The organism is Oscillibacter sp. (assembly GCF_040505565.1).
GTDB lineage: Bacteria > Bacillota > Clostridia > Oscillospirales > Oscillospiraceae > Oscillibacter.
The window spans coordinates 98,089-117,356 of the sequence record NZ_JBEUWZ010000013.1; the positions used below are offsets into that span (position 1 = coordinate 98,089).

A 19,268-nucleotide genomic window follows, 5' to 3' on the forward strand; every position below is an offset into this window, starting at 1 on the left:
GAATGAATGTGCATGAAAAAGGATCGAAACAAAAATAAATACATTGTCCGCCAGCCGATCCGAAATGCGCAGAAACAGACAATCGGATATGAGATCTTATATTACGGAGAGAATCAGGCTTTCGGAGGACTGCTGAACGACAGGGAGTTTGCCGCCGCAGATACCGTATACAATTTTCTGATCCAGAATACAGACAAGATTTTAAAGGGCTCCTTTTGCTTTATGACCTTCACGGCGACGCTGCTTTTGAAAAAGACGCCGGATCTGTTTGATCGGTCGGAGCTGGTCATTCAGATCGACGACAGCGTCATGATTCACCCCGCGGCTTTGGCCGCGGTGCAGGAATACGCATCCAAAGGATACCGCATCGCGGTAAACGAATTTCAGTTTCTGCCCCGGTATCTGGGTCTTCTGGATAGCATTGACTATCTGAAGCTGAACTTTGCCGCGATGAGCGAGAAAAAGCTCAGAAATGTGATCGAGATCGCCCACAGCCTGAAAAAGCTGTGCATCGCCGTCAACATTGACACAGAGGAGCTTTATGCCAAGGCGGAAGAGCTGGACGTGGACGCTATGGAGGGCACCTACGTTGCCGAGAAGCTGGCAACCAAAACCCACAGCAGCGGCTATATGCAGAGCAATTTTTTCCGCCTGATTATCGCCATGAGCCGAGAGGAGCCGGAGATCAGTGAGGTGGAGGAGATGATCTCCGTGGACGCCACGCTCAGCTATGCGCTGCTGCGCCTGGCAAATTCCTGCTACTTTGCCCGCCGCCACCGGGCCACCACTGTGCGTCAGGCTATTATGACCGTGGGACTGAACCAGCTGCGCCAGTGGGTGTATCTCCTCAGTGCCAACAATGCAGAAAATGAGATGGACAAGGACTCTGAGGAGTTCCTAAAGCTGTCCCTCCTGCGGGGTACCTTCTGCAGCAAGCTGATGAAGTATGCCACCGGCATGCCGATCTCCAGTTCCGACGCGTACCTTATGGGCATGTTCTCCACACTGAATTATCTGATCGATGCGCCGCTGGAGGAAATTCTTGCGCAGATCCCGGTTCCGGAGGAGGTCAAGGCCGCATTGCTGCGCCGCGAAGGCAAGGCAGGCCAACTGTTTGAATTGGCCCTGTGCTACGAGCAGGCAAACTGGAACGGTGTTGCCGCTGCCACAGAGGCACTGGGAATTCCGGCGAATTTGTTGACCGGCACCTATTTCGCCTGTGTGGACGATGTAAACGGCATCTGGGCACAGGTGACCAACCCGCGGCCGGACAATACCTGAACGGTTTAATTTGAGCATCTAAAAAAGCCCCGGCGCATTTCGCGCCGGGGCTTTTTTGATATCTTCACACTGCGGCGGCCCCATAACCGGACTGGGTCTCAGCACCTAAAATTCGTCCATGTTCGCGGAGCCTTGCTGTTTTATGCCAGTCTGACAATCGGAAGAAAACCGTCTCTCGGAAAAATCAATGTCGCGGGTTTCCTATGACAACCCGACATGCCGAAATGAGTTGCGAAATCACCGCCGCGTTGTAGTGGTTTTCGTATGCGGAATAAAGCAGCTTCTGACTTTTTCGGACCACAATGTACTTTGGCTCTAAATGACTCAGCGCCAATGCCTTTACATCAGCCAGACATCGGCTGCAGGGGCACACACCTAAAAGCTGGATATACTTGGGCGCCTTTTCATCCACAAGCGCCTGCATGATGTTGATGTATCCAATTCCATCGATCTCTTTTGCCTGTGTGAGGTTGCTGCTCTGCCGAACCGGAAGTGAGGACTGTGCCTTGACAGAAGGAAGCGGCTGCTGGGCCGCAGTGGACGGAGCGGAGGGCGATGCCGACGCCACAGGTGCAGCGTGGCTGATTTGTACGGTCTCCGGCTGGAAGACGGAAAACGAATCCTCCTCCCCTCGGGCCAATTCTTCGCTCAGAGCCTCCCGGATTTGGTCGGAGAGCTCTTCATGAGCGTGCTCCACTTCCACCATGGTAGAAGGAACTGCGGTGGGCGGAGAGACCGGCGGGGCCGTGGTCGGTACCGGAGCAGCGGCGGGAACGTCCTCGGCCTCCTGTCCGGCCGTAATCACATTCAACACATGAGCAGTTTTGTTTGTAATTTTCCTGTTGGCGGGCATGATGGGTTCCTCCTGTTTACAAACTGCCTCACCGACTGTCTTTCTGCTCCTGCAGCAAAGAGGTAATCTCAGAGGTGAGATGCTTGAAATCTTCGGCGGGTTTGGAGTTGGGCGCGTAACTCAGGATGCTCTCTCCGTGAGCCGGCGCCTCCGCCACAGCAATGCTGGAGCGAATCACGGTTTTGAATACGTTGGTGTTCAACTGTCTGGCAATCTGGTCGGCCATCTCGCTGACCTCGCGGTTCAGCGTCAGGCGGGCGTTATATTTGTTCAGCAGGATACCCAGCACATTCAGCTTTGGATTATAGCACTCCTGAACGGTATTGATCGTATCCTTGATCTGGGCCACACCCAAAAGACTAAGAATTTCCGGCACCATGGGAATGACAAGGTTGTCGGAAGCCACATATGCATTGACAGTCAGAACATTCAAAGCGGGCGGTGTATCGATGATAATGTAATCGTACCGGTCCGACACACGGACCAGTTCGCCGCGCAGCATAAGTTCGCGGCCTGTGCGGTTGAATTCCAACTCTGCCGCGGACAGCAAGATGTTGGCAGGGAGAAGGTCAATCCCATGGGAGGAAGTGATGGCCTCGTCGATGGTGACGCGGCCCTTAAACAGATCGTAAACCGTAGCACAGTTCTCGGTGTCCAAGCCGAGACTGAAGCTCAGGCTGCCCTGCGGGTCGAGATCCACACCAAGGAACCGCTGCCCCCGCTCGTAAAGTGAACACAGCAGCGCGGCGGCGGTAGTGGTTTTGCCAACGCCGCCCTTCTGATTCGTGATGGTGATAATCGTAGCCAAAAGAACTCCCCCATTGAATAAAAAACTTTGCCGAAACTCTTAACTTTAATATACTATATGTCGATAAAAAAGTATAGAGTTAGAAGCAAATTTTCTTTATTTACTGCCTTCATATAAATTTTCCAACATGTGAAAGTGAAAGGAGCGATCGTTATGTCATCCGTCAGCGGGGTTACCAGCAGTAATTCCAGCAGTATATACGGCAACCGGAACGTCCTCTCCGGCCTCGCCACAGGAATGGACACAGAGTCCATGATCAAAAACGCCGTCAGCGGCTATCAGATGAAAATCTCATCCTTGGGGCAAAAGCAGACCAGTCTGGCATGGCAGCAGGATGCGATGCGCAATGTTTCCACCCCCATGATCAAATTTGCACAGAAGTACACGTCCTATACCTCCTCCACGAATCTGCTCAGCCCCAGCTTTTTCAATAAGGCGGTGACCACCACTTCCAACGGCACAAACGCCTCTCAGGTCTCCGCCACCGGCAAGACCACCAGCGATGTACAGATTCTGGGAGTTAAGCAGCTGGCCACGAATGCCTCGTACAGTATCTCTGCTACCGCTCTGGGCCTTGGCGGCGGTTCCGGCGCGGCCACCATCACCGGCAGTGACGCCTTGGACCTCAGCGCGGAAATGGACCTGAGCAAAGTCAGCGGCACAATGACCCTGACCTACGGCACCAGCCGTACCATCGACCTGAGCTTCGACGATCTGGAAACCTATCACACGGCAGAGGACTTTGTTACCGCCATCAACAGCAAGTTGGCCAGCACTGCAGTGACCAATTCCAGCGGTGAAAGTGTGGCCGCAAGCACCATGGTAAAGGCTACGCTTGACAACGGAACGGTGACATTTACTGACCAACAAAACGCCGGCAATACCGTGACCATTACCGACGCCACCGGCAAGCTGAAAGACACCCTGGGGATAGACCCGTCCGCAAAGGCGTCCTCCTTCACCATGCCTGATGCGGCTAATCTGGTGGATACCTCCGGTACCGTGGGCAAGTATCTGTCAGGAAAGACGCTTTCCATGACGGTGGACGGTAAGACCAAGACCATCACCATGCCCACCTATGACAGTACCGCCACAGACCCGGCCGGGGATTTTATTACCGGGCTGAATACCACCGTACAGAAAGCGTTTGGAAGCAATGTCAAGGCTGAGCTGGACGGCTCGTCCAAGCTGAAGATCACCGGCCAGCAGGGTTCCGCCATCTCCGTTTCCGCTACCTCCGACGTGGGGAAAGCCTTGGGCCTTGGCGGCAGCACCGCCACCAGTTATCTCAATACCGGTAAGACGCTGGGCGAACTGCTGACACGGACGACTGCCACGGACTCCACACCGGAGACTTTGGGCGGCATCGAGGGTACGGCCCTGAAATCCACCACCGCCATCACCCTGAACAAGGACACCGGCAAATATTACGATGCGGACGGCAACCTGACCGATAAAGACGGCAATCGCCTGGGCAGAGATGGCAAGCAGCTCTACGGCTATGAGTTTGAAATCAGCGGAAAGACGCTGACGTTTACCCGGGATACCTCCATGGAGTCCGTGCTGACCGCCATCAATTCCAACAGTGTTGGGCTGACCGCCAACTTCTCCAAGACCACCAACATGTTCCAGCTCAGTGCCCAGGAGACCGGCGCCTCTAACCAGGTCGAGATTAACGATACCATTACCGATGAAGACGGAACGAAAAAGACCAATCTGGCGGCGCTGCTGTTCGGCGCGGTGAACGATTCGGACGGAACTGCCGCCGGCATAGTCACCTCCGGATCGTATATCAAAGGCACCGACGCCATTCTCAGCATGAGCGTCAACGGCGTTAAGATGAATGACATTACCCGCATGGACAACAACTTCAACGTGGACGGACTGTCCGTCACCCTCAAGGGGATGTTTGGGTATTCTGCAGATGTGACGAATGGTGATGGAAGCGTCACGCCCGGCACTCTGCAGGCGGGAACCGAAGCCGTCTCGTTTACCACCAAGGCCGACTCGGACAAGATCGTGAGCACGATCACCAGCATGGTCAGCGACCTCAACGACATCCTTAAATCGGTACACGATACGTACTCCACCGTACCGAACTACCAAAGCGACAACACCCGTTACGAGCCTTTGACCGATGACGACAAGGAAGATATGACGGACTCCGAAATTGAAGCATACGAAGAGAAGGCAAAGCAGGGGATTCTGTTCGGCGACAGCGATCTTTCCAGCCTTTACAGCAAGCTGATCTCCGCCATTTCCCCCGGCGGCTCGTCTTCCGGCGTCCTTTCGAAAATTGGAATCAGCACCTCCTATTCCGATGGGGTTACCTCCGTCACGGTGGACGAGGACACCTTGCGGGATGCGCTGAGCAATGATCCGGACAGCGTGCGCGATGCGTTTACCTCCACCACCGGGAGCGGCGGCCTGATGGTGAACGTCAGCAAAGTGGTGTCGTCTTACGCCTCTACCACCGGCTCCACCAAGGGTATCCTGGTTCAAAAGGCCGGTTCTGTCTATTCGCCCCTGTCGTTGCTGAGCAATTCTCTGCAGGATCAGATCGACGATTATGACGATCAGATTACCAAATGGCAGGATAAGCTCTCCGACAAAGTCGATTATTACACGGAGATGTATACGCGGCTGGAAACGCTGACCAGCACGATGAACTCCCAGAGTTCCATGATATCCAGCATGCTGGGCAGCTGAGGCGGCGAACCGCATTGAGAGAGACGCGAACGAGAAAAATGGAGGAACAGGCATGGAAGCACAGGGGTATCAGCAATATAAGCAACAGTCCGTCAACACCATGACGCAAGGCGAGCTGCTGATCGTTCTCTACGATGAATTGGTCAAGCGGGCCGCCCGGGCGGACATTGCTCTGGGCCAGAAGGACTATCCGCTTTTTGAGGCGTCGGTGGACCGGTGCCTTGATATTCTGCATTATCTGGACGATACGCTGGACCGCCAGTATCCAATCAGTACGGAGCTGCACCGGCTGTATGATTTTTTTTGTTACGATTTTAACCGAGTAAAGGCTGGGCGAAATCAAAAGGAGCTGGCAAAGCTCCGTCCCATGGTGACGGACCTGCGGAACAGTTTCCGTGCGGCGGAAAAGGACACGTCTGAACGATGAGCAAGATATGGGAGGAGACCTTGGCCGGGTCGCTTGCGCTGGAGCGCAGAATTTTTCGCAAGCTCAACGAGACCATGGAAATCACGCGGGAACTGGCGGAGGCTGTGGACCGGGAAGATCAGGTATCCGTAAAAATGCTGCTTTCCAGCAGGCAGGCTCCGCTTTTGGAGATGCAGGAGCTGAATGCCGCCATGGAATTGAAGCGCTGCGATCTCAGCGGTATGGACGAGGCGGCGTTTGACCGCCTTATCACGGAGGGCGGCGCACCGGAAACCCCGGCGGAGAAGGAAGTGGCAGAGCAGATGGCGTTGAATCGCCGGATTCTTAATCAGTTGGCGGAATTGGACCGACGGGTCAATGAGAAGCTCTGCCGAGAGAAATCGGTTTATCAGAAGCGCTGAGGCGAATTCTTTTAAAAAGAGAAGCGGCAGAGGAAATCGCCCGTCTTGGGGTGGCCCTCTGCCGCTTTATGTTCGATCTGCCGGCCCATCACGGCTCCGCCGGAGAGAGAAGCCATAACGGGGCGCCGTTGTTTCGATTTTTGGACAGCTCGTCCAGAATGATCTGCGGGTCCCACACAGTGAGGCTTCGGTCCCGGCTGTTGGGGTCGGCCACCAGAATACTGCCGTCCAAAGTGACTCCCCGCAGAAGGATAAAGTGTCCGCCATTGGTGAAGTGCCCTTTTGACATCAGGGCCACGGCCACCTTCCCGGTCGCCAGCTCCAGCCTCAGGCGTTCGGCGTCGCAGTTGGGAAGAGACTCCGCCTTCAATCCGTAATCTGCGGCCGCGCCGCCCACGATGGAGAGGTAGGACCCGCCGTGCCGTGCCCAGTATCCGTTTTCCACGGCCCACTGCGCCATTACTTCCGGGTTTACCGTCTGGTTTGTCAGGCTGGAGACTGCCATTGCCAGGGTTGTGGGTCCGCAGCCGTATTGCCCCAGATGGTCTTTCCCGTAGGGCTGGTCGCACCAGGCTTTGTCCGCCTGGTTATAGTAGACGATCTCGCGGTTCCCACCGGTGAGAATCTCCCCGGACTCCCGTTGTTCCAGCGCAGTAATGGTGGGGTCCGCCGGGGCGGCGAGCTCTGCGTCCGGCTCGGCAGCGGCCTGGTCTTCCAGAGGCTCTGCCTCATTCTTCTGAAGTGCCCCGGCGGTGCGGGAGACGGCGGACGCCGCCTTGTCCCATGCATAAGAAACGCCGCCCGACACCGCAGACCATGTGGAGGATGCGGCCTGACGCACAGGGGTGACAATCGTCTTGTACAGCGCAGGATCGGCGATTCGGCACGCGGCCAGTTCCACTCCTCCAATGCAAAGAACGGCCAGGAAGAAGATGGCAGTGATTTTTTTAAAGTGGGAGCTGCGCCTCATGAACTGCCGCCTCCTTTTTAATTCTGGAAAATTTGGGGCTTTTCAGATCGCAAATTTTGTATTATGATAGAGTACGGAAAAAAGCGAAAATGCAGTTATTCCGCCGCAGTTGTCACGTTCCTGAAAGCCTCTCACCGCTTCCGGGGAGAGAGTGCTGAAAAGCCGCAACATACGAGGATACTGAGATTATAGCAGATACTGAAAAAAATGTATAGTTTTTAACTGTCGCAGGGCGCGGCAGAGATGGAGAACAAGCCTGATGCCGACGATCGAATTGAAACAAGCAACAAAACGCTATCGCATCGAACACGGACGGCTTGAAGCTGTCAGTGGCATCGACCTCACGATCCGTCAGGGAGAGTTCGTGTTTGTGGTGGGCAGCAGCGGCGCGGGAAAGAGTACGCTGCTACAGCTGATTGCCGGACAGATCCGCGCGGACGAGGGCCTAGTGCTGCTGGACGGTGTAAATGTGGCACCGCTGCCGCTGTTCCCCTCGGCGAGGGTCCGCCGGAGCTTCGGATATGTCGCTCAGGAGTCGCATCTGATGCGGCGGCGTACGGTTTATGAAAATCTCATCATGGTGGCCCGGGTCAGCGGACTGACGCGGGAGAAGAAGCTGCTGGAGCGGACGCAAAAGGCCCTGGGCATTGTAGGCCTGGGCGGTGTGGGTGAGAAGTACCCCGGAGAGCTTTCCATCGGACAGGCCCGGCGGGTGGAGCTTGCCAGGGCGCTGATCAACAGCCCGCCGATTCTGGTGCTGGATGAGCTGACCGCCAATTTGGATGAAGACAACATCTGGGACATGATGCATGTGCTGACGGAACTGAACCGGCAAGGGACCACGGTAATTATGGCCACTCATGCCAGCATGTTTGTCAACATCATGCACCGCCGAGTGGTGACGCTGGTGGATGGCCGGGTTGCTGGCGACGTGGCCGGCGGACGGTACGGAGAAATCAAAGGACGAAAATCAAAATTTACTCTCGATCACTGAAAAGCGTATAAGATGCCGACGAAGACCGACGACGCGGTGGCGATGATAGGTGAGAAATGCGAAAAAAATAGCGGACTTTGCGTCGATAAAAAACGGCGCGGTCCGTAAACACAGGGGGATGATCCACCGTGGAAGAAGTACGCGGAGAACAGGGACAGGATATGATTTTTGCGCTGGACATCGGTACCAGGAGCATCATTGGTATGGTGGGCCGGGCAGAAAACGAGCGGATGCACATTTTGGCCGTGGAGAAGCAGGAGCACAGCAAACGCGCCATGATCGACGGTCAGATTGAGGACATTGCTCAGGTGGGCAAGGTTGCTGCGGAGGTGACCGCCCGGTTGGAAAAGCGGCTGAACTGCAAGCTGACGCGGGTATGCATCGCCGCCGCAGGGCGCGCGCTGCACACGGAGTCCGGACACTTTGAGCTGGAGCTGCCGGAGGTCCGGCGGGTCAGCAACGATCTGATCGGTCAGCTGGAGGCGGGGGCCGTGTCCAACGCCGAAGCCGCCCTGAACAAGAGCGGCGAACGTCTGGGCCGATTCTATCTGGTGGGATACACCGTCTCACGATATCTGCTGGATAACTATCCCCTTTCCACGCTCCGCGGCCACAACGGGCAGAAGCTGGAGACGGATGTGGTGGCTACCTTCCTGCCCGCCGAGGTGGTGGACAGCCTGTACTCCGCCATGCAGGCGGCGGAGCTGGAGGTGGTCAGTCTGACGCTGGAACCCATCGCCGCCATCAACGCCGCTATCCCGGCGGAATTGCGGCTTTTGAACCTGGTCATGGCGGACATTGGCGCGGGAACCTCCGATATTGCCGCCTGCCGGGACGGAAGCGTTGTGGGCTATACCATGGCTACCGTGGCCGGAGACGAGATCACGGAGGCGATCATGCGGGCCTATCTGGTGGACTTTTCCACGGCGGAGCGCCTGAAGGCGAAGGCAGCCAATCAGGAGACGCTTCATTTCACCGATATTTTGGGCTTGGATCAGGAGCTTCCTGCCGCCGAACTGAAGACGGCGATCCAGCCCGCGATGAAGCAGTTGGCGGATGAGCTTGCCCGCCGTATTCGGGAGATCAACGGCGGTGCGCCGTCGGCGGTGTTTCTGGCGGGCGGCGGCAGCAAGCTGGAGGGGCTTATGGATGCGGTGGCTGCTTCCTTGGAAATGGATCACCGCCGGGTAACGATTGCCGGGGCAAACTTCAAAGCCAGCGCCTTTTCCAACGAGGAAGAGCTGAACGACCCGGAGTATGCGACGCCGCTGGGTATCGCCATCTCTGCGGGCCTTGGCCTGATTTCAGACAGTTACCGGGTCCGGCTGAACGGCCAGCCTGCAAAGCTCTTCCGCAGCGGTGTTCTTACCGCGCTGGACGTTTTGCAGATGAACGGCTATAACTATGCCGCTCTGATTGGCAGGACCGGCGCCTCTCTGGCGGTTACGATTGACGGACGGCGGACTCTGTACCGCGGGGAACCCGCCATGCCGTCCTCTTTGCGTATCAACGGACAAGAGCTTCCGCCTTCCACGGTGATTCAGGCGGCGGATTCTATTGAATTCACGCCTGCCTGTTCCGGGAAGCCGGGCCGGCGGACTCTTGCGGAGGCTCTGGGAAGTGAGGAGGCCGCAGCGTCCTGTCTGGTAAACGGAATGCCCGCTGCCCCGGATTACGAACTTCACTCAGGTGATTCCATTGAAACGAATGTCATGATTCCTGTGAAGGCGTCCGCCCCGTCTGCACAGCCTGAGAAAGAGGATGGGGAAGGTCCGCAGCCGGTTCGGAGTATGCCTGAACCCAAGACTCCGGAAGAGAAGGAGAACATTCCGCCCCGCCAGTTTTTTTTGAACGGAAATGCGCTGGAGCTGCCGGCTAGGCCGGAGGGCGCACCCTACTACCTGATGGACCTGCTGGATCACTCCGGGCTGGACTTCGAGCATCTGGACCGGTCGGTGGTGCTGAAGGTCAACGGCGAGAACAGTGCGTTCATGCGTGTGCTGAAGGATGGAGACAACGTCAGTATCCAGACGGAGGAGACCCGTATCTGAGAAAAGCGGCGGAATGGAGAAATCGGACTATGCAGAGATATATTGCCCGACAGGCTATTTTTGACCGGAACCTGCATGTAACGGGGTACGAGCTGCTCTACCGTGCGGGTGAGGATAGCAGCAAAGCTGTATTTTCGGATGGCGACCGCGCCACCCGTATTCTGTTGTCCGACGCGCTGATGGTGTTTGGCCTGAACAATCTGACCGACGGGCGGGTTGCATACGTCAATTTTACGGAAAAGCTGGTGCTGAGCGATTTTGTGCTGTTGACAGACCCTCGGCAGATCACAGTGGAACTATTGGAGAGTATCCATGTGACGGAGCGGTTGGCCCGTCGGCTGAAGGAACTGAAAGACAGAGGCTACCGTCTGGCGCTGGATGACTATACGGGAAACCCGGCCTTTGATCCCATTTTGCCGTTGATCGATGTGCTGAAGGTGGACTTCCTCATGACCGATGAGAAGAAGAGGGAGGAGATTGCCGCCAAGTTCCGCCATGGCCGCATGACGCTGTTAGCGGAAAAGGTAGAGAATCGGGAGACCTATGAAAAGGCCCTCCGACAGGGCTATCGCATGTTTCAGGGGTTTTTCTTCCAGCGGCCCACAAATATGCAAGGGGAAATGCCGGGTGTCAACATTGCTTCCTATATGCGCCTTCTGCGGGAGCTGAACAAGCCGGATGTGGAGCTGCGAACCTGTGCGGAGATGATCCGCGCCGACGCGGCGCTGACCTTTCGCCTGCTGAAAAAGGTGCGGACGCTGCAATATTACCGCGGCAATTCCGTGCAGGTGATCGAGCGGGCCGTGGCCTATCTGGGCATCGATGAGCTGTATCACTGGGTGGTGCTGTTGCTGGCCCGGGATTATAATGCCACATGCACCGATGAGACGGTGCGGGAGGCATATCTCAGAGGGATCTTCACCGAACGGCTCATGGAGCATGCCGGTTTTTGCAAACAGAAAACCTCCGGTTTTCTTGTGGGAATGTTTAGCCTGATGGACCTGATTATGAACCGGCCCATGAAGGACCTGCTGAGTGAAGTCAACTTTCCCCGAGAGGTCGAAAGGGCCCTACTGAATGAGGGTGACAGTACGCTGAAGAGTTTTCTGGAATTTGCCGTCTCCTATGAGAAGAAGTTTGCCGGACTGCCCAAATTGAATATGGAGACGGATGTGGTGTTCGAAGTGTATATGCAGTGCATTAAGGATACGGACTGGGCGTTCCGAGGCGAGAAATGAGAACGGGACTGCTCGGCCATGCTTGATTCTTTTGCCTTTTAGACAAACGAAAGGGAGGCGAGGTTATGTTAAAAGGGAAACGGCTTTGTATGGCGCTGGTCCTGACGTGCGCTATGTGCCTTTTGGCGTCCTGCGGCAGTAAGCTCCCCGACCCACCAGCGGATTATACCCTGAACGGGGATACGGTGGAGTCGCTGAACACCGTATTGGGCGAGGAGAACAGCGGCAAAATGACGGAAATGGAAACGCCGGATACAAAAACTGATCGCGCGTCATCCTCAGCTTCAGGCGGCGGGGAAGAGACCTGCTTTTACACGTATGAGAAGCTGGAAACCGGCGGCGAGAGCGTGCGGCAATACGTGGAAAAACTGACGGCGGAGAAAGATGGGTTCCGGGTTGTGGACGAGACCGACACCGAGACAGACCCGCCGGACTATACCGCAGAAACGGGCAGCGTGGCCCTGGCCAAGGCGGCGTCGGAGGACGGAAAGATTTTGCGAATGGACATCTCCTGGACCGCTACGGACTGCCAGATCACGCTTACCCGCCCGGAGGGTACGGTGGGCGAGACAGCAGCGGAAACGGAGCCGATGACCTATGTGGATGCGGTAAATTTTATGAAGTCTCTGTCCCCGGCTACGCTGGGTCTGAAGGCTGACAGTTTGGCAGATTATTCCGTCTATCCCATGGATGGTGCGGCGATGGTGGACGGTATTTTGTGCCTGAAGCTGCAAGTTTACCCGCCGCATGGGAAGGATCAGGCCAACGCCATCGCGGGTACGTATTTACTCTCCGGCGATAAGAAGCACCTCTATCTTTTGAAGGATGACAAGGTGAAGGAACTCCCTTTGTAGAAGAAACCAGGAAGGCCCAGGGAATTGAAAATTCCCAGGGCCTCGGTTATAGAACAGCCAGCGATGCTGCGAGCGTTTGCCGGGCATCGCTGTTTTACCCGGCCCCGCTAAAAGATGACCGTTATAGGATCGCCGAGCACCTTTGACGTAAAACGAGGGTTCCGACTATATCGTCGGGACCCTCGTTTCAGTCTGGTTGCGTTCTATTCCGGTGATGGAAATAAACGTTCAAGATCGGATTTTCGGTTGCGTCCCCCGCTTACTTGGCCGTGTTCTGGCTAAAGCGCTGGAGAATCGTTGCGACCTGTGCGCGGGTAGCGCTGCCGAAAGGCATCAAATTGCTGCCACTGCCCTGCATAAGATTCGAACCGCAGGCCCACTGCAGGGCCGGGATGGCATACTCGCTGATGGTCAGCGCGTCGCCATAGCTGAGAATGTTGGTGTCCTCGCCCACACGGACGTCATAGCCCTTGAACTGCGCATAGCGGTAGAGAATTGCCGCCATCTGCTGGCGGGTGATGGTACCCGTGGGGTTAGAGCCGTCAGAAATGCCGTTTGCCACAGCCCATGCCTTGGCCTCCGCCATGTTGGCGGGCAACTTGCCGTCCATGCGGGCCAGCACCATCCAGATCATCTGGCGGGTCGTAGCCGCGTTGGGGCTGAAGGCCGTGGCAGAGGTGCCGGAGAACAGGCCGTTGTCATAGGCATAGGCCACGCTGCCATAGCACCACGCGCTCTCGGCCACGTCTGTGAACGGGAAGTCAACGATTAAATACGGAGACAGATGCTCGGTGGTAAAGGTCACCTTTCCGCTTGCGTAGCTGGCGGTCTTCGGTTCGATGGCGCCGTCGTCGTTGATAAACCAGACGGCAATGCTGTCTGCGTTCTCGCCGGACTTCAGCGTATAGGGTACGGAAACGGTGATCTTGCCGTCGCCGAAGGTGCTGGTTCGGGTTCCGTTCACATAGAGGTTTACGTCCACCACAAACGCGGTTTCCACCTGCGCGCCAAGCGTGGCCTTCTGCGTGCCGGTGAGCTTGCTGCTGTTGACGGTCTCCACGGAGAGCTTCACATCGCCCCTGCCCTTGACCGCCGCCAATGCGGGCTTGTCAAGTTTAACCGTACCGGTGGACAGGGCAACTTCAAGGCCCGCGGAGCCGGAAGCGTTGTCTACCGCCGAAGTAACTTTAGCCGGAATGATAACCGTATCCGCCTTCGAGCCGGACACATCAATTTTGACCGCACCGGTTTGCGTACCGGACGCGATTTCTTGAAGCTGCGCGTCGGTGGCTGCAATTGTGGCGGTGTCGCCGGAAACGGAAACGGAGACCCCTGCGTCGCTCTTATAGGTGTAGGTAACGTTACCAATGGTGACTTTGTCTTTGTCGGGATTCAATGTTATACCGGGCACCGTTGCTGCTGCCCAGCCATCGAAAGTTGTCGGTTCCAGTGCCGACACCGGCAGCAGAGTCAGTGCCATGAAAACGCACGGTAGGATGCTGAAAATTCTCCTTCTCATTTCGATTTCTCCAACTCTTTTTTAATAAACTTCAGTAATTCCATAACGCTTTCAAATTCGGCGGGCCGGGCGCTTTGTCCGGTGATACGTCCCTGCCACTCGCCATTTTCAGCGCCGGTGATGGTCAGTAAAAAAGTCTGTTCCATTTTCTCTCCTCTATGTTTCCAGATACTCGCCAAATTCCAGAATAAATTCGGCCATGGCGAGGGATATCCTGTGATCGTTTTCAAGCGGGGTGTTTCCCCTATGCAAAAGAGCCATCAGAGTCTCCAGCGACTGGCTCTGCAGAACCAGCGCCCGCAGGATTTCGGCCTGCTGTGCGTCTTTGGTAAAGCAAATTCGCCCTTGAAGCACAAGGCCAATTTGCCCGCCCCGCTCTGCCAACGTGACGCCGGGTTTCAAGGTCAGTATGATTTGATCCATCGCGCCCCCTATAGCAGACGCAGCTTTTCAGCTGCGGCCCTGGCTTCGCTTCGGCGCTTGACGCCCAGCTTCTGCAAGATACGGCTGACGTGGGTCTTCACCGTCGGCAGCTTGATTCCTAATATCTCTCCGATCTCCTGGTTGCTCAGGTTCTGACAAAGCAGCTTGAGCACTTGTGTCTCCGCCGCTGACAGCGGCTCCATGGCCTGCACCTGCGGTTTCAAAAACCGGGGATACTCCACCGCCTGCGCCCGCGCGGCGGTAATCAATTCGTCGAGATACGCCGCGTCAGCGTTCCAGCCGCATTTGCCCAGCAGCGGCAGAATCGCCGCGCCGTACTGCGCCGCGGGCCAGATGAATTGATACGAAAAGCAGGAGTCCAGTGCCGCGCAAAGCGTTGCTCTCCATTCCGCGTCGCCCATACGCTCCATGCACAGTGCTGAGAGTATTTTTATATGGATGCCGTCCATCACACGACCGCAGTGCTCGCAGTAGGGCGTTAGCCGCGCCAGAAGCAACAGCGCATCGCCGTAATTGTCCTCATAAATTTGCACCATTGCCCGCGTCAGGTACTGGTAGCGCCACATGGCCCACAGCCGCACATCGTTCTTCGGTGCTCTTTCCCGCAGCCAAGCCCGCGCGGCGTCCGTATCGCCCAGCCGGAGATAAATGCGGCAGAGCATCGCGTCAATGTTGGGAAGAAAACGCGTTTGCCCGATGTCGAGGAATTTTGCGCGTAGGCTTTCAATGGATTCCCGCGCCGTTTGCGCCTTGCCTTGCGATACCTGTACCCGCGCCAGTAGCCCAATTACCGCGAATTCAATGTCCGGCGTGCCGCGTGCCTGTATCTCGCCCAAACGGGACATGAGGGTGAGCAGGCGCTTCGATACGTCTTCTCCCTTTTCAAACTTACTCTCGCACACGGCGCAGTCGGCAAGCCCTACGCCGTCCCGCCCCAGAACAGTTTCCAGTGGTTTTTTTATGGTTGCGTACAGCAGATCGTCCTTCTTCGACCATTCGCAGAAGTCCTTGCCGCCGTTCATGGTGCTGGGCAGGGTGCTGGTGACGGAAAAGGCCGGTACCTTGAGCTGCTTGTCCGTCATGACCCGGAACACGCTGCCGATGACCTCAATCAGGCCCCTGCTCCCCCGCTGGGGCAGGGCAATGTCCAGATAGGCAAGCTTTCCCTGCACGTTTTTGTATTCGGAATCGGTTTTCTTGAGCTGCGCGGCGTAGTTTTGCAGTACATCGTACCACCGCTCGGAAGCCTCGTAGTCAAAGCACAGAGAGGTCAGCATGCTCATGCCGCATATCAGAGCCGGAGATTTCAGAATTTCCTCGTCCGGAAGAGCGAAATAGTAGCTTTGCAGCTCGTGGTAGCGTCCGACGCCGGGATGATGCTCCGCGTTTTTCACCAGCAGCGCGGACACCATGCTCTGATCTCCCGCGCGGGAGTAACATTCCAGTGCTTTGTCTGGTTCGTCGTGCAGCTCATAGTAGAGTGCTGCGCGGCTGTACAAACTGTGCTGCTCCGCGTCGGTGAACTTCTGGTCTATTATCCACATCAAAAATTCTCGAAAGACGGGCCAAAAATGAAAGGCGTCCACACCATTGAACAGAAGCATGGTCGTGTCCCGCTGGATAATACCCAACAGTTCTCCCACATGGGGGTCGCCGCTGACCATTTTCGCAAGCTCCAGATTAAAACAATCAAACGGCGCAAGGCACACCAGCAATTGTTGGAGCGGCGCGTCAAAACGGCGGTAGACCGCCTCATCAAAGTAAAGAAACAGCTCGCGTTTGGCTGTATTTAAAGTGTCCTCACTGTATGCCCCGCCGTTTCTCAACTTGCGGCAGAGGATAGCCATGGCGAGGGGATAGCCTTTAAAATCCTGCTGGATTGCACTCATATCACCGGGGCTGACCGTGATGCCCCGGGATTCCAGCATCCGCTCTGCGGTGACGCGATCAAAGAACAGAGCCTGCGCTTCTATGGTGAGCAGGATGCCCGCAAATTGGAACGGCATCAGCCATCCGGGGACGGCTCCCCGGCCCAGCAGAAGGAAGTGCAGGTCCGCTCGCATGCGAATCAGATTACAGAGCGCTTCGCGGCGCTGTGGTTCCAGCAGATATTGCAGATCGTCCACCAGCACCGCGTCGCAGTCCGGCGTGATACTGTCCGGAAGAAACTCCGCAGACACAGCATCGAGCGCACAAACGATATGCCCAGCAAGCAGTGCCGCCGCCGTTGTGGTCTTGCCGAAGCCGCAGGGCGCGGAAAACAAAATGACCCGGCAGTGTTCCCAGCCAGTTAGAAAAATTTCTTTTAGCGAGGGATTTATAATGGCAGTAGCGCTGTCGCCCATGAGCCGCCTCCTTTGAATGATCCGTATATTTACAAGAATTATTTTCCATATATCGACTAATTGTAGCAGAAAAGATTTGTTTTGTAATCCATCCAAAGTATGATTGATGGGGGGATTAAGTTTTTTTATTTTCTCGGATTTATGCCGGATGGGCCCACCTTGCTTGATGTTGTTGAAATGCACCGTGTAATTGAAACATTACGATTTACGGTGTCTCAGGGCTTGCTGCTGATGATTCGGAATCTGTACAAGATGACGAGAGTTCCTGCCCGGCGTGTTCCATGTTTCTGCAGGAACGTTGTCTGCCTATGCACGGTCCGTCTTCGGTGATCACTCCGACATAATGGGTTGCCGCACAACGGTATAAAAAATCCACACTGCCAGCCGGTGTCGGCAGGCAGTGTGAAAATCTTTGATATTTAGCTTGAGTGAAGGCCCTAAGAGTCCACCACTGACGGTGCTTTTGTATCCGGGTATACGGGTGGGGAACGTTTTTCAACAAGGCGTCAGATGGCGCTTTTTCCGTCTTTGCTGGAAGAGGAAATTTTCCTTACCAGCGCCGCGAAGAAGTCTACAGCTCTTTGAATCTCGTCTGCGGTGGGATGCTTTTTATTGATCCCGCCCACCAGCTTCCATGGCCCATAGGAATTAAAACCCTTACAGGCATAAGTCCCCAGGTCTTCCGCGCCCCGCTCCGCGGCAACGGCACGGAGGGAGGCTGCAAAGTCGCGGCTGTTGTCCGCGCAGGTATACAGGAAAAATATCTGTTTTCCTTCTGGCAGACTGGCCTGAGCAAACCGCTCCACGCTTTCGTAAAACTTTCCCCAGGCGATGCCGGAGGCAAAGCCAATTAAATCATAGCCCGTCAGGTCAGCTGCCGGAACGGTCTGCGCATCAAAGACCGTCACCGGATATTTTCCGGCGATCGCATCTACCAGCTTCTTTGTGTTGCCATGGTGCGTAGAGGCATAAATAATGGCTGCTTTCATTTTGTGGTTCCTCCTTTACATCGTCGCTGCCGCAAGAGCATTCGCTTGCTTTTCACTTTTTATCAGCTGCACAGCGGTAATACCGCTGGATACCAGTTCCGTGGCCGGGAACGCGGCCAGCAGCCCTGTCCGCCCCATCACCCCGTTCAGGAGCAGAGCAAAAAACAAAAATAGCACTCCCCGGCACAGGGACAGCACCCCGCCGTTTTTGGCGTCTCCGATAGCAAGGAAATAGGATGCTCCCACAAACTGAAACGCCAGCGTCATATAGCCAACAGCCTGCACTCGCAGCGTCAGAACCCCAAATGCCAGCACCTCGGCAGAATCCCGGTTAAAAAGGCGGATAGCCTGCGGCGCAAAAATCATCAAAAGCACGTTGCACACCACGCAGAATATGGTCGTAAGGAGGATGCCCTCTCTGGTAAACCGGGCTACCCGGTCATAGTCTTTTGCTCCGTAATTGTATCCCGCCAGCGGCTGATAGCCTTTTAGAAAGCCGAATACGGCGTTTATTTCAAGGCAGAACAGTTTATACGTGATGCCGAATGCCGCCACACTGGGATTTCCGTACTTTACCGCCAGAGCGTTGGTCACCGTCAGGGTTGCCATATTTAACAACTGGAAGATAAGCATGGGTACGCCAATTTTCAAAACATTCGCAAAGAAATAGCCGGAGGGTTTTACATATTCTGAGGAGAACTTCAGCAGTCCCTTACCGTGTACAAAATAGAGTACATAGACCAATGAAGACGCAGCGCTGGAAATCACGGTTGCGTAAGCAACGCCTTCAACGCCGGTGTGAAACGCATAGATGAACAGCGGATCCAGTACCATGTTCATGACCGCGCCCATCACCAGCACACCGCTGGTGAACACCGTGGCTCCCTCGGAAACAATGATGTTATTTACGGTAATGTTGAAAACGCTGAACACAAATCCCGCAATGATAATCGTTCCATACTGAACCGCATAGGGCAGCGTATCTCCGTCCGCGCCCAGCACAGTCAAAATTGGGCGAAGACCCAGCAGCAGTCCGGCTGACAGCACCAGTCCGCAGACCACCGCACCGACAAGGGCGGTCGAGGTGAACTCCGACGCCTGCCGGTGCTGTTTGTCGCCCAGCAGCCGGGAGACCTTGGAGCCCGTGCCGTTGCCGAAGCATGTGCCTAGACCTGTAACGATCAGCGTCAGCGGGAAAACCAGGGACACCGCCGCCGTGGGCACCATCCCGAAGCTCCCGATAAAGTAAGTGTCTACCAGATTATAGAGCGCGTTGATAATCATTCCCAGCATGGTAGGAATTCCAAACTTGAACAGCAGTGGGATGGTTTTCCCCGTTCCCATCTCGATCTCGCGCTTTGTCAGTTCCATTTCTTTGCCTCCAT

General features: G+C 55.7%; 17 protein-coding genes. 8 read left to right on the forward strand and 9 right to left on the reverse strand.

The genetic code is table 11. From position 1 onward, the window contains the following. Positions 1–12: 12 nt before the first annotated feature. The gene (locus tag ABWQ15_RS07240; protein ID WP_353908089.1) at positions 13–1,281 is read left to right on the forward strand and encodes an EAL and HDOD domain-containing protein; all 1,269 of its coding nucleotides are present in this window, start codon (positions 13–15) and stop codon (positions 1,279–1,281) included. A 184-nt stretch (positions 1,282–1,465) separates the two neighbouring features. Here the strand turns inward: ABWQ15_RS07240 and ABWQ15_RS07245 are convergent, their stop codons facing one another. Then, entirely contained in the window at positions 1,466–2,134 is a 669-nt protein-coding gene (locus ABWQ15_RS07245; protein ID WP_353908090.1) for a late competence development ComFB family protein, read from the reverse strand. 28 nt (positions 2,135–2,162) lie between these two features. Continuing rightward, positions 2,163–2,942: a ParA family protein gene (locus ABWQ15_RS07250; protein WP_353908091.1), complete on the reverse strand. Its 780-nt coding sequence runs from the start codon at positions 2,940–2,942 to the stop codon at positions 2,163–2,165. A gap of 153 nt (positions 2,943–3,095) precedes the next feature. Here ABWQ15_RS07250 and fliD point away from each other — a divergent pair, with 153 nt between their 5' ends. From fliD to ABWQ15_RS07265, 3 genes are read left to right on the forward strand one after another with little or no spacing between them, the layout of a single operon-like run. Continuing rightward, entirely contained in the window at positions 3,096–5,651 is a 2,556-nt protein-coding gene (gene fliD / locus ABWQ15_RS07255; protein ID WP_353908092.1) for a flagellar filament capping protein FliD, read from the forward strand. 52 nt (positions 5,652–5,703) lie between these two features. Next, positions 5,704–6,078, forward strand: a complete 375-nt coding sequence (locus tag ABWQ15_RS07260) for a flagellar export chaperone FliS (protein ID WP_353908093.1) — start codon at positions 5,704–5,706, stop codon at positions 6,076–6,078. Then, positions 6,075–6,479, forward strand: a complete 405-nt coding sequence (locus tag ABWQ15_RS07265) for a hypothetical protein (protein ID WP_353908094.1) — start codon at positions 6,075–6,077, stop codon at positions 6,477–6,479. Before ABWQ15_RS07260 ends, ABWQ15_RS07265 begins: the two co-directional genes overlap by 4 nt. 88 nt (positions 6,480–6,567) lie before the next feature. Here ABWQ15_RS07265 and ABWQ15_RS07270 read toward each other — a convergent pair whose 3' ends face one another. After that, the gene (locus tag ABWQ15_RS07270; protein ID WP_353908095.1) at positions 6,568–7,449 is read right to left on the reverse strand and encodes a C39 family peptidase; all 882 of its coding nucleotides are present in this window, start codon (positions 7,447–7,449) and stop codon (positions 6,568–6,570) included. 259 nt (positions 7,450–7,708) lie between these two features. Here ABWQ15_RS07270 and ABWQ15_RS07275 point away from each other — a divergent pair, with 259 nt between their 5' ends. The 4 genes from ABWQ15_RS07275 (at position 7,709) to ABWQ15_RS07290 (ending at position 12,586) form a co-directional block, all read left to right on the forward strand. Continuing rightward, positions 7,709–8,443, forward strand: a complete 735-nt coding sequence (locus tag ABWQ15_RS07275; RefSeq protein WP_353908096.1) for a cell division ATP-binding protein FtsE — start codon at positions 7,709–7,711, stop codon at positions 8,441–8,443. Between the two features lie 128 nt (positions 8,444–8,571). After that, a complete protein-coding gene (locus ABWQ15_RS07280) occupies positions 8,572–10,494 on the forward strand; it encodes a cell division protein FtsA (protein ID WP_353908097.1) in 1,923 nt (640 codons plus the stop codon). Positions 10,495–10,523: 29 nt separating this feature from the next. Then, the gene (locus ABWQ15_RS07285; protein WP_353908098.1) at positions 10,524–11,732 is read left to right on the forward strand and encodes an EAL and HDOD domain-containing protein; all 1,209 of its coding nucleotides are present in this window, start codon (positions 10,524–10,526) and stop codon (positions 11,730–11,732) included. A 65-nt stretch (positions 11,733–11,797) separates the two neighbouring features. Then, a complete protein-coding gene (locus ABWQ15_RS07290) occupies positions 11,798–12,586 on the forward strand; it encodes a hypothetical protein (RefSeq protein WP_353908099.1) in 789 nt (262 codons plus the stop codon). A 259-nt stretch (positions 12,587–12,845) separates the two neighbouring features. Here the strand turns inward: ABWQ15_RS07290 and ABWQ15_RS07295 are convergent, their stop codons facing one another. From ABWQ15_RS07295 to ABWQ15_RS07320, 6 genes are all read right to left on the reverse strand, one after another. Further along, positions 12,846–14,105: an S-layer homology domain-containing protein gene (locus ABWQ15_RS07295; protein ID WP_353908100.1), complete on the reverse strand. Its 1,260-nt coding sequence runs from the start codon at positions 14,103–14,105 to the stop codon at positions 12,846–12,848. After that, complete coding sequence (locus tag ABWQ15_RS07300) at positions 14,102–14,251, reverse strand: hypothetical protein (protein WP_353908101.1); 150 nt, start codon at positions 14,249–14,251, stop codon at positions 14,102–14,104. The genes ABWQ15_RS07295 and ABWQ15_RS07300 overlap by 4 nt, the downstream gene beginning before the upstream one ends. A gap of 10 nt (positions 14,252–14,261) precedes the next feature. After that, positions 14,262–14,528 carry a hypothetical protein gene (locus ABWQ15_RS07305; RefSeq protein ID WP_353908102.1) on the reverse strand — a complete coding sequence of 89 codons (267 nt, stop codon included), beginning with the start codon at positions 14,526–14,528 and terminating at the stop codon, positions 14,262–14,264. A gap of 8 nt (positions 14,529–14,536) precedes the next feature. Continuing rightward, the gene (locus tag ABWQ15_RS07310) at positions 14,537–16,894 is read right to left on the reverse strand and encodes a LuxR C-terminal-related transcriptional regulator (RefSeq protein ID WP_353908103.1); all 2,358 of its coding nucleotides are present in this window, start codon (positions 16,892–16,894) and stop codon (positions 14,537–14,539) included. 506 nt (positions 16,895–17,400) lie between these two features. Further along, on the reverse strand, positions 17,401–17,883 hold the full coding sequence (locus tag ABWQ15_RS07315) for a flavodoxin domain-containing protein (protein WP_353908104.1): 483 nt from the start codon (positions 17,881–17,883) through the stop codon (positions 17,401–17,403). A gap of 15 nt (positions 17,884–17,898) precedes the next feature. Next, positions 17,899–19,254 (reverse strand): MATE family efflux transporter, encoded by a 1,356-nt coding sequence (locus ABWQ15_RS07320; RefSeq protein WP_353908105.1) that lies wholly within the window; start codon positions 19,252–19,254, stop codon positions 17,899–17,901. Between the last annotated feature and the right edge of the window lie 14 nt (positions 19,255–19,268).

Excerpts from the sequence above, each read along its gene's own strand:
- ABWQ15_RS07290 (WP_353908099.1), top strand. The coding sequence starts at position 11,798 with ATGTTAAAAGGGAAACGGCTTTGTATGGCGCTGGTCCTGACGTGCGCT.
- ABWQ15_RS07305 (WP_353908102.1), bottom strand. The coding sequence starts at position 14,528 with ATGGATCAAATCATACTGACCTTGAAACCCGGCGTCACGTTGGCAGAG.
- ABWQ15_RS07300 (WP_353908101.1), bottom strand. The coding sequence starts at position 14,251 with ATGGAACAGACTTTTTTACTGACCATCACCGGCGCTGAAAATGGCGAG.
- ABWQ15_RS07310 (WP_353908103.1), bottom strand. The coding sequence starts at position 16,894 with ATGGGCGACAGCGCTACTGCCATTATAAATCCCTCGCTAAAAGAAATT.
- ABWQ15_RS07275 (WP_353908096.1), top strand. The coding sequence starts at position 7,709 with ATGCCGACGATCGAATTGAAACAAGCAACAAAACGCTATCGCATCGAA.
- fliD (WP_353908092.1), top strand. The coding sequence starts at position 3,096 with ATGTCATCCGTCAGCGGGGTTACCAGCAGTAATTCCAGCAGTATATAC.
- ABWQ15_RS07265 (WP_353908094.1), top strand. The coding sequence starts at position 6,075 with ATGAGCAAGATATGGGAGGAGACCTTGGCCGGGTCGCTTGCGCTGGAG.
- ABWQ15_RS07245 (WP_353908090.1), bottom strand. The coding sequence starts at position 2,134 with ATGCCCGCCAACAGGAAAATTACAAACAAAACTGCTCATGTGTTGAAT.
- ABWQ15_RS07315 (WP_353908104.1), bottom strand. The coding sequence starts at position 17,883 with ATGAAAGCAGCCATTATTTATGCCTCTACGCACCATGGCAACACAAAG.
- ABWQ15_RS07270 (WP_353908095.1), bottom strand. The coding sequence starts at position 7,449 with ATGAGGCGCAGCTCCCACTTTAAAAAAATCACTGCCATCTTCTTCCTG.
- ABWQ15_RS07285 (WP_353908098.1), top strand. The coding sequence starts at position 10,524 with ATGCAGAGATATATTGCCCGACAGGCTATTTTTGACCGGAACCTGCAT.
- ABWQ15_RS07240 (WP_353908089.1), top strand. The coding sequence starts at position 13 with ATGAAAAAGGATCGAAACAAAAATAAATACATTGTCCGCCAGCCGATC.
- ABWQ15_RS07295 (WP_353908100.1), bottom strand. The coding sequence starts at position 14,105 with ATGAGAAGGAGAATTTTCAGCATCCTACCGTGCGTTTTCATGGCACTG.
- ABWQ15_RS07260 (WP_353908093.1), top strand. The coding sequence starts at position 5,704 with ATGGAAGCACAGGGGTATCAGCAATATAAGCAACAGTCCGTCAACACC.
- ABWQ15_RS07320 (WP_353908105.1), bottom strand. The coding sequence starts at position 19,254 with ATGGAACTGACAAAGCGCGAGATCGAGATGGGAACGGGGAAAACCATC.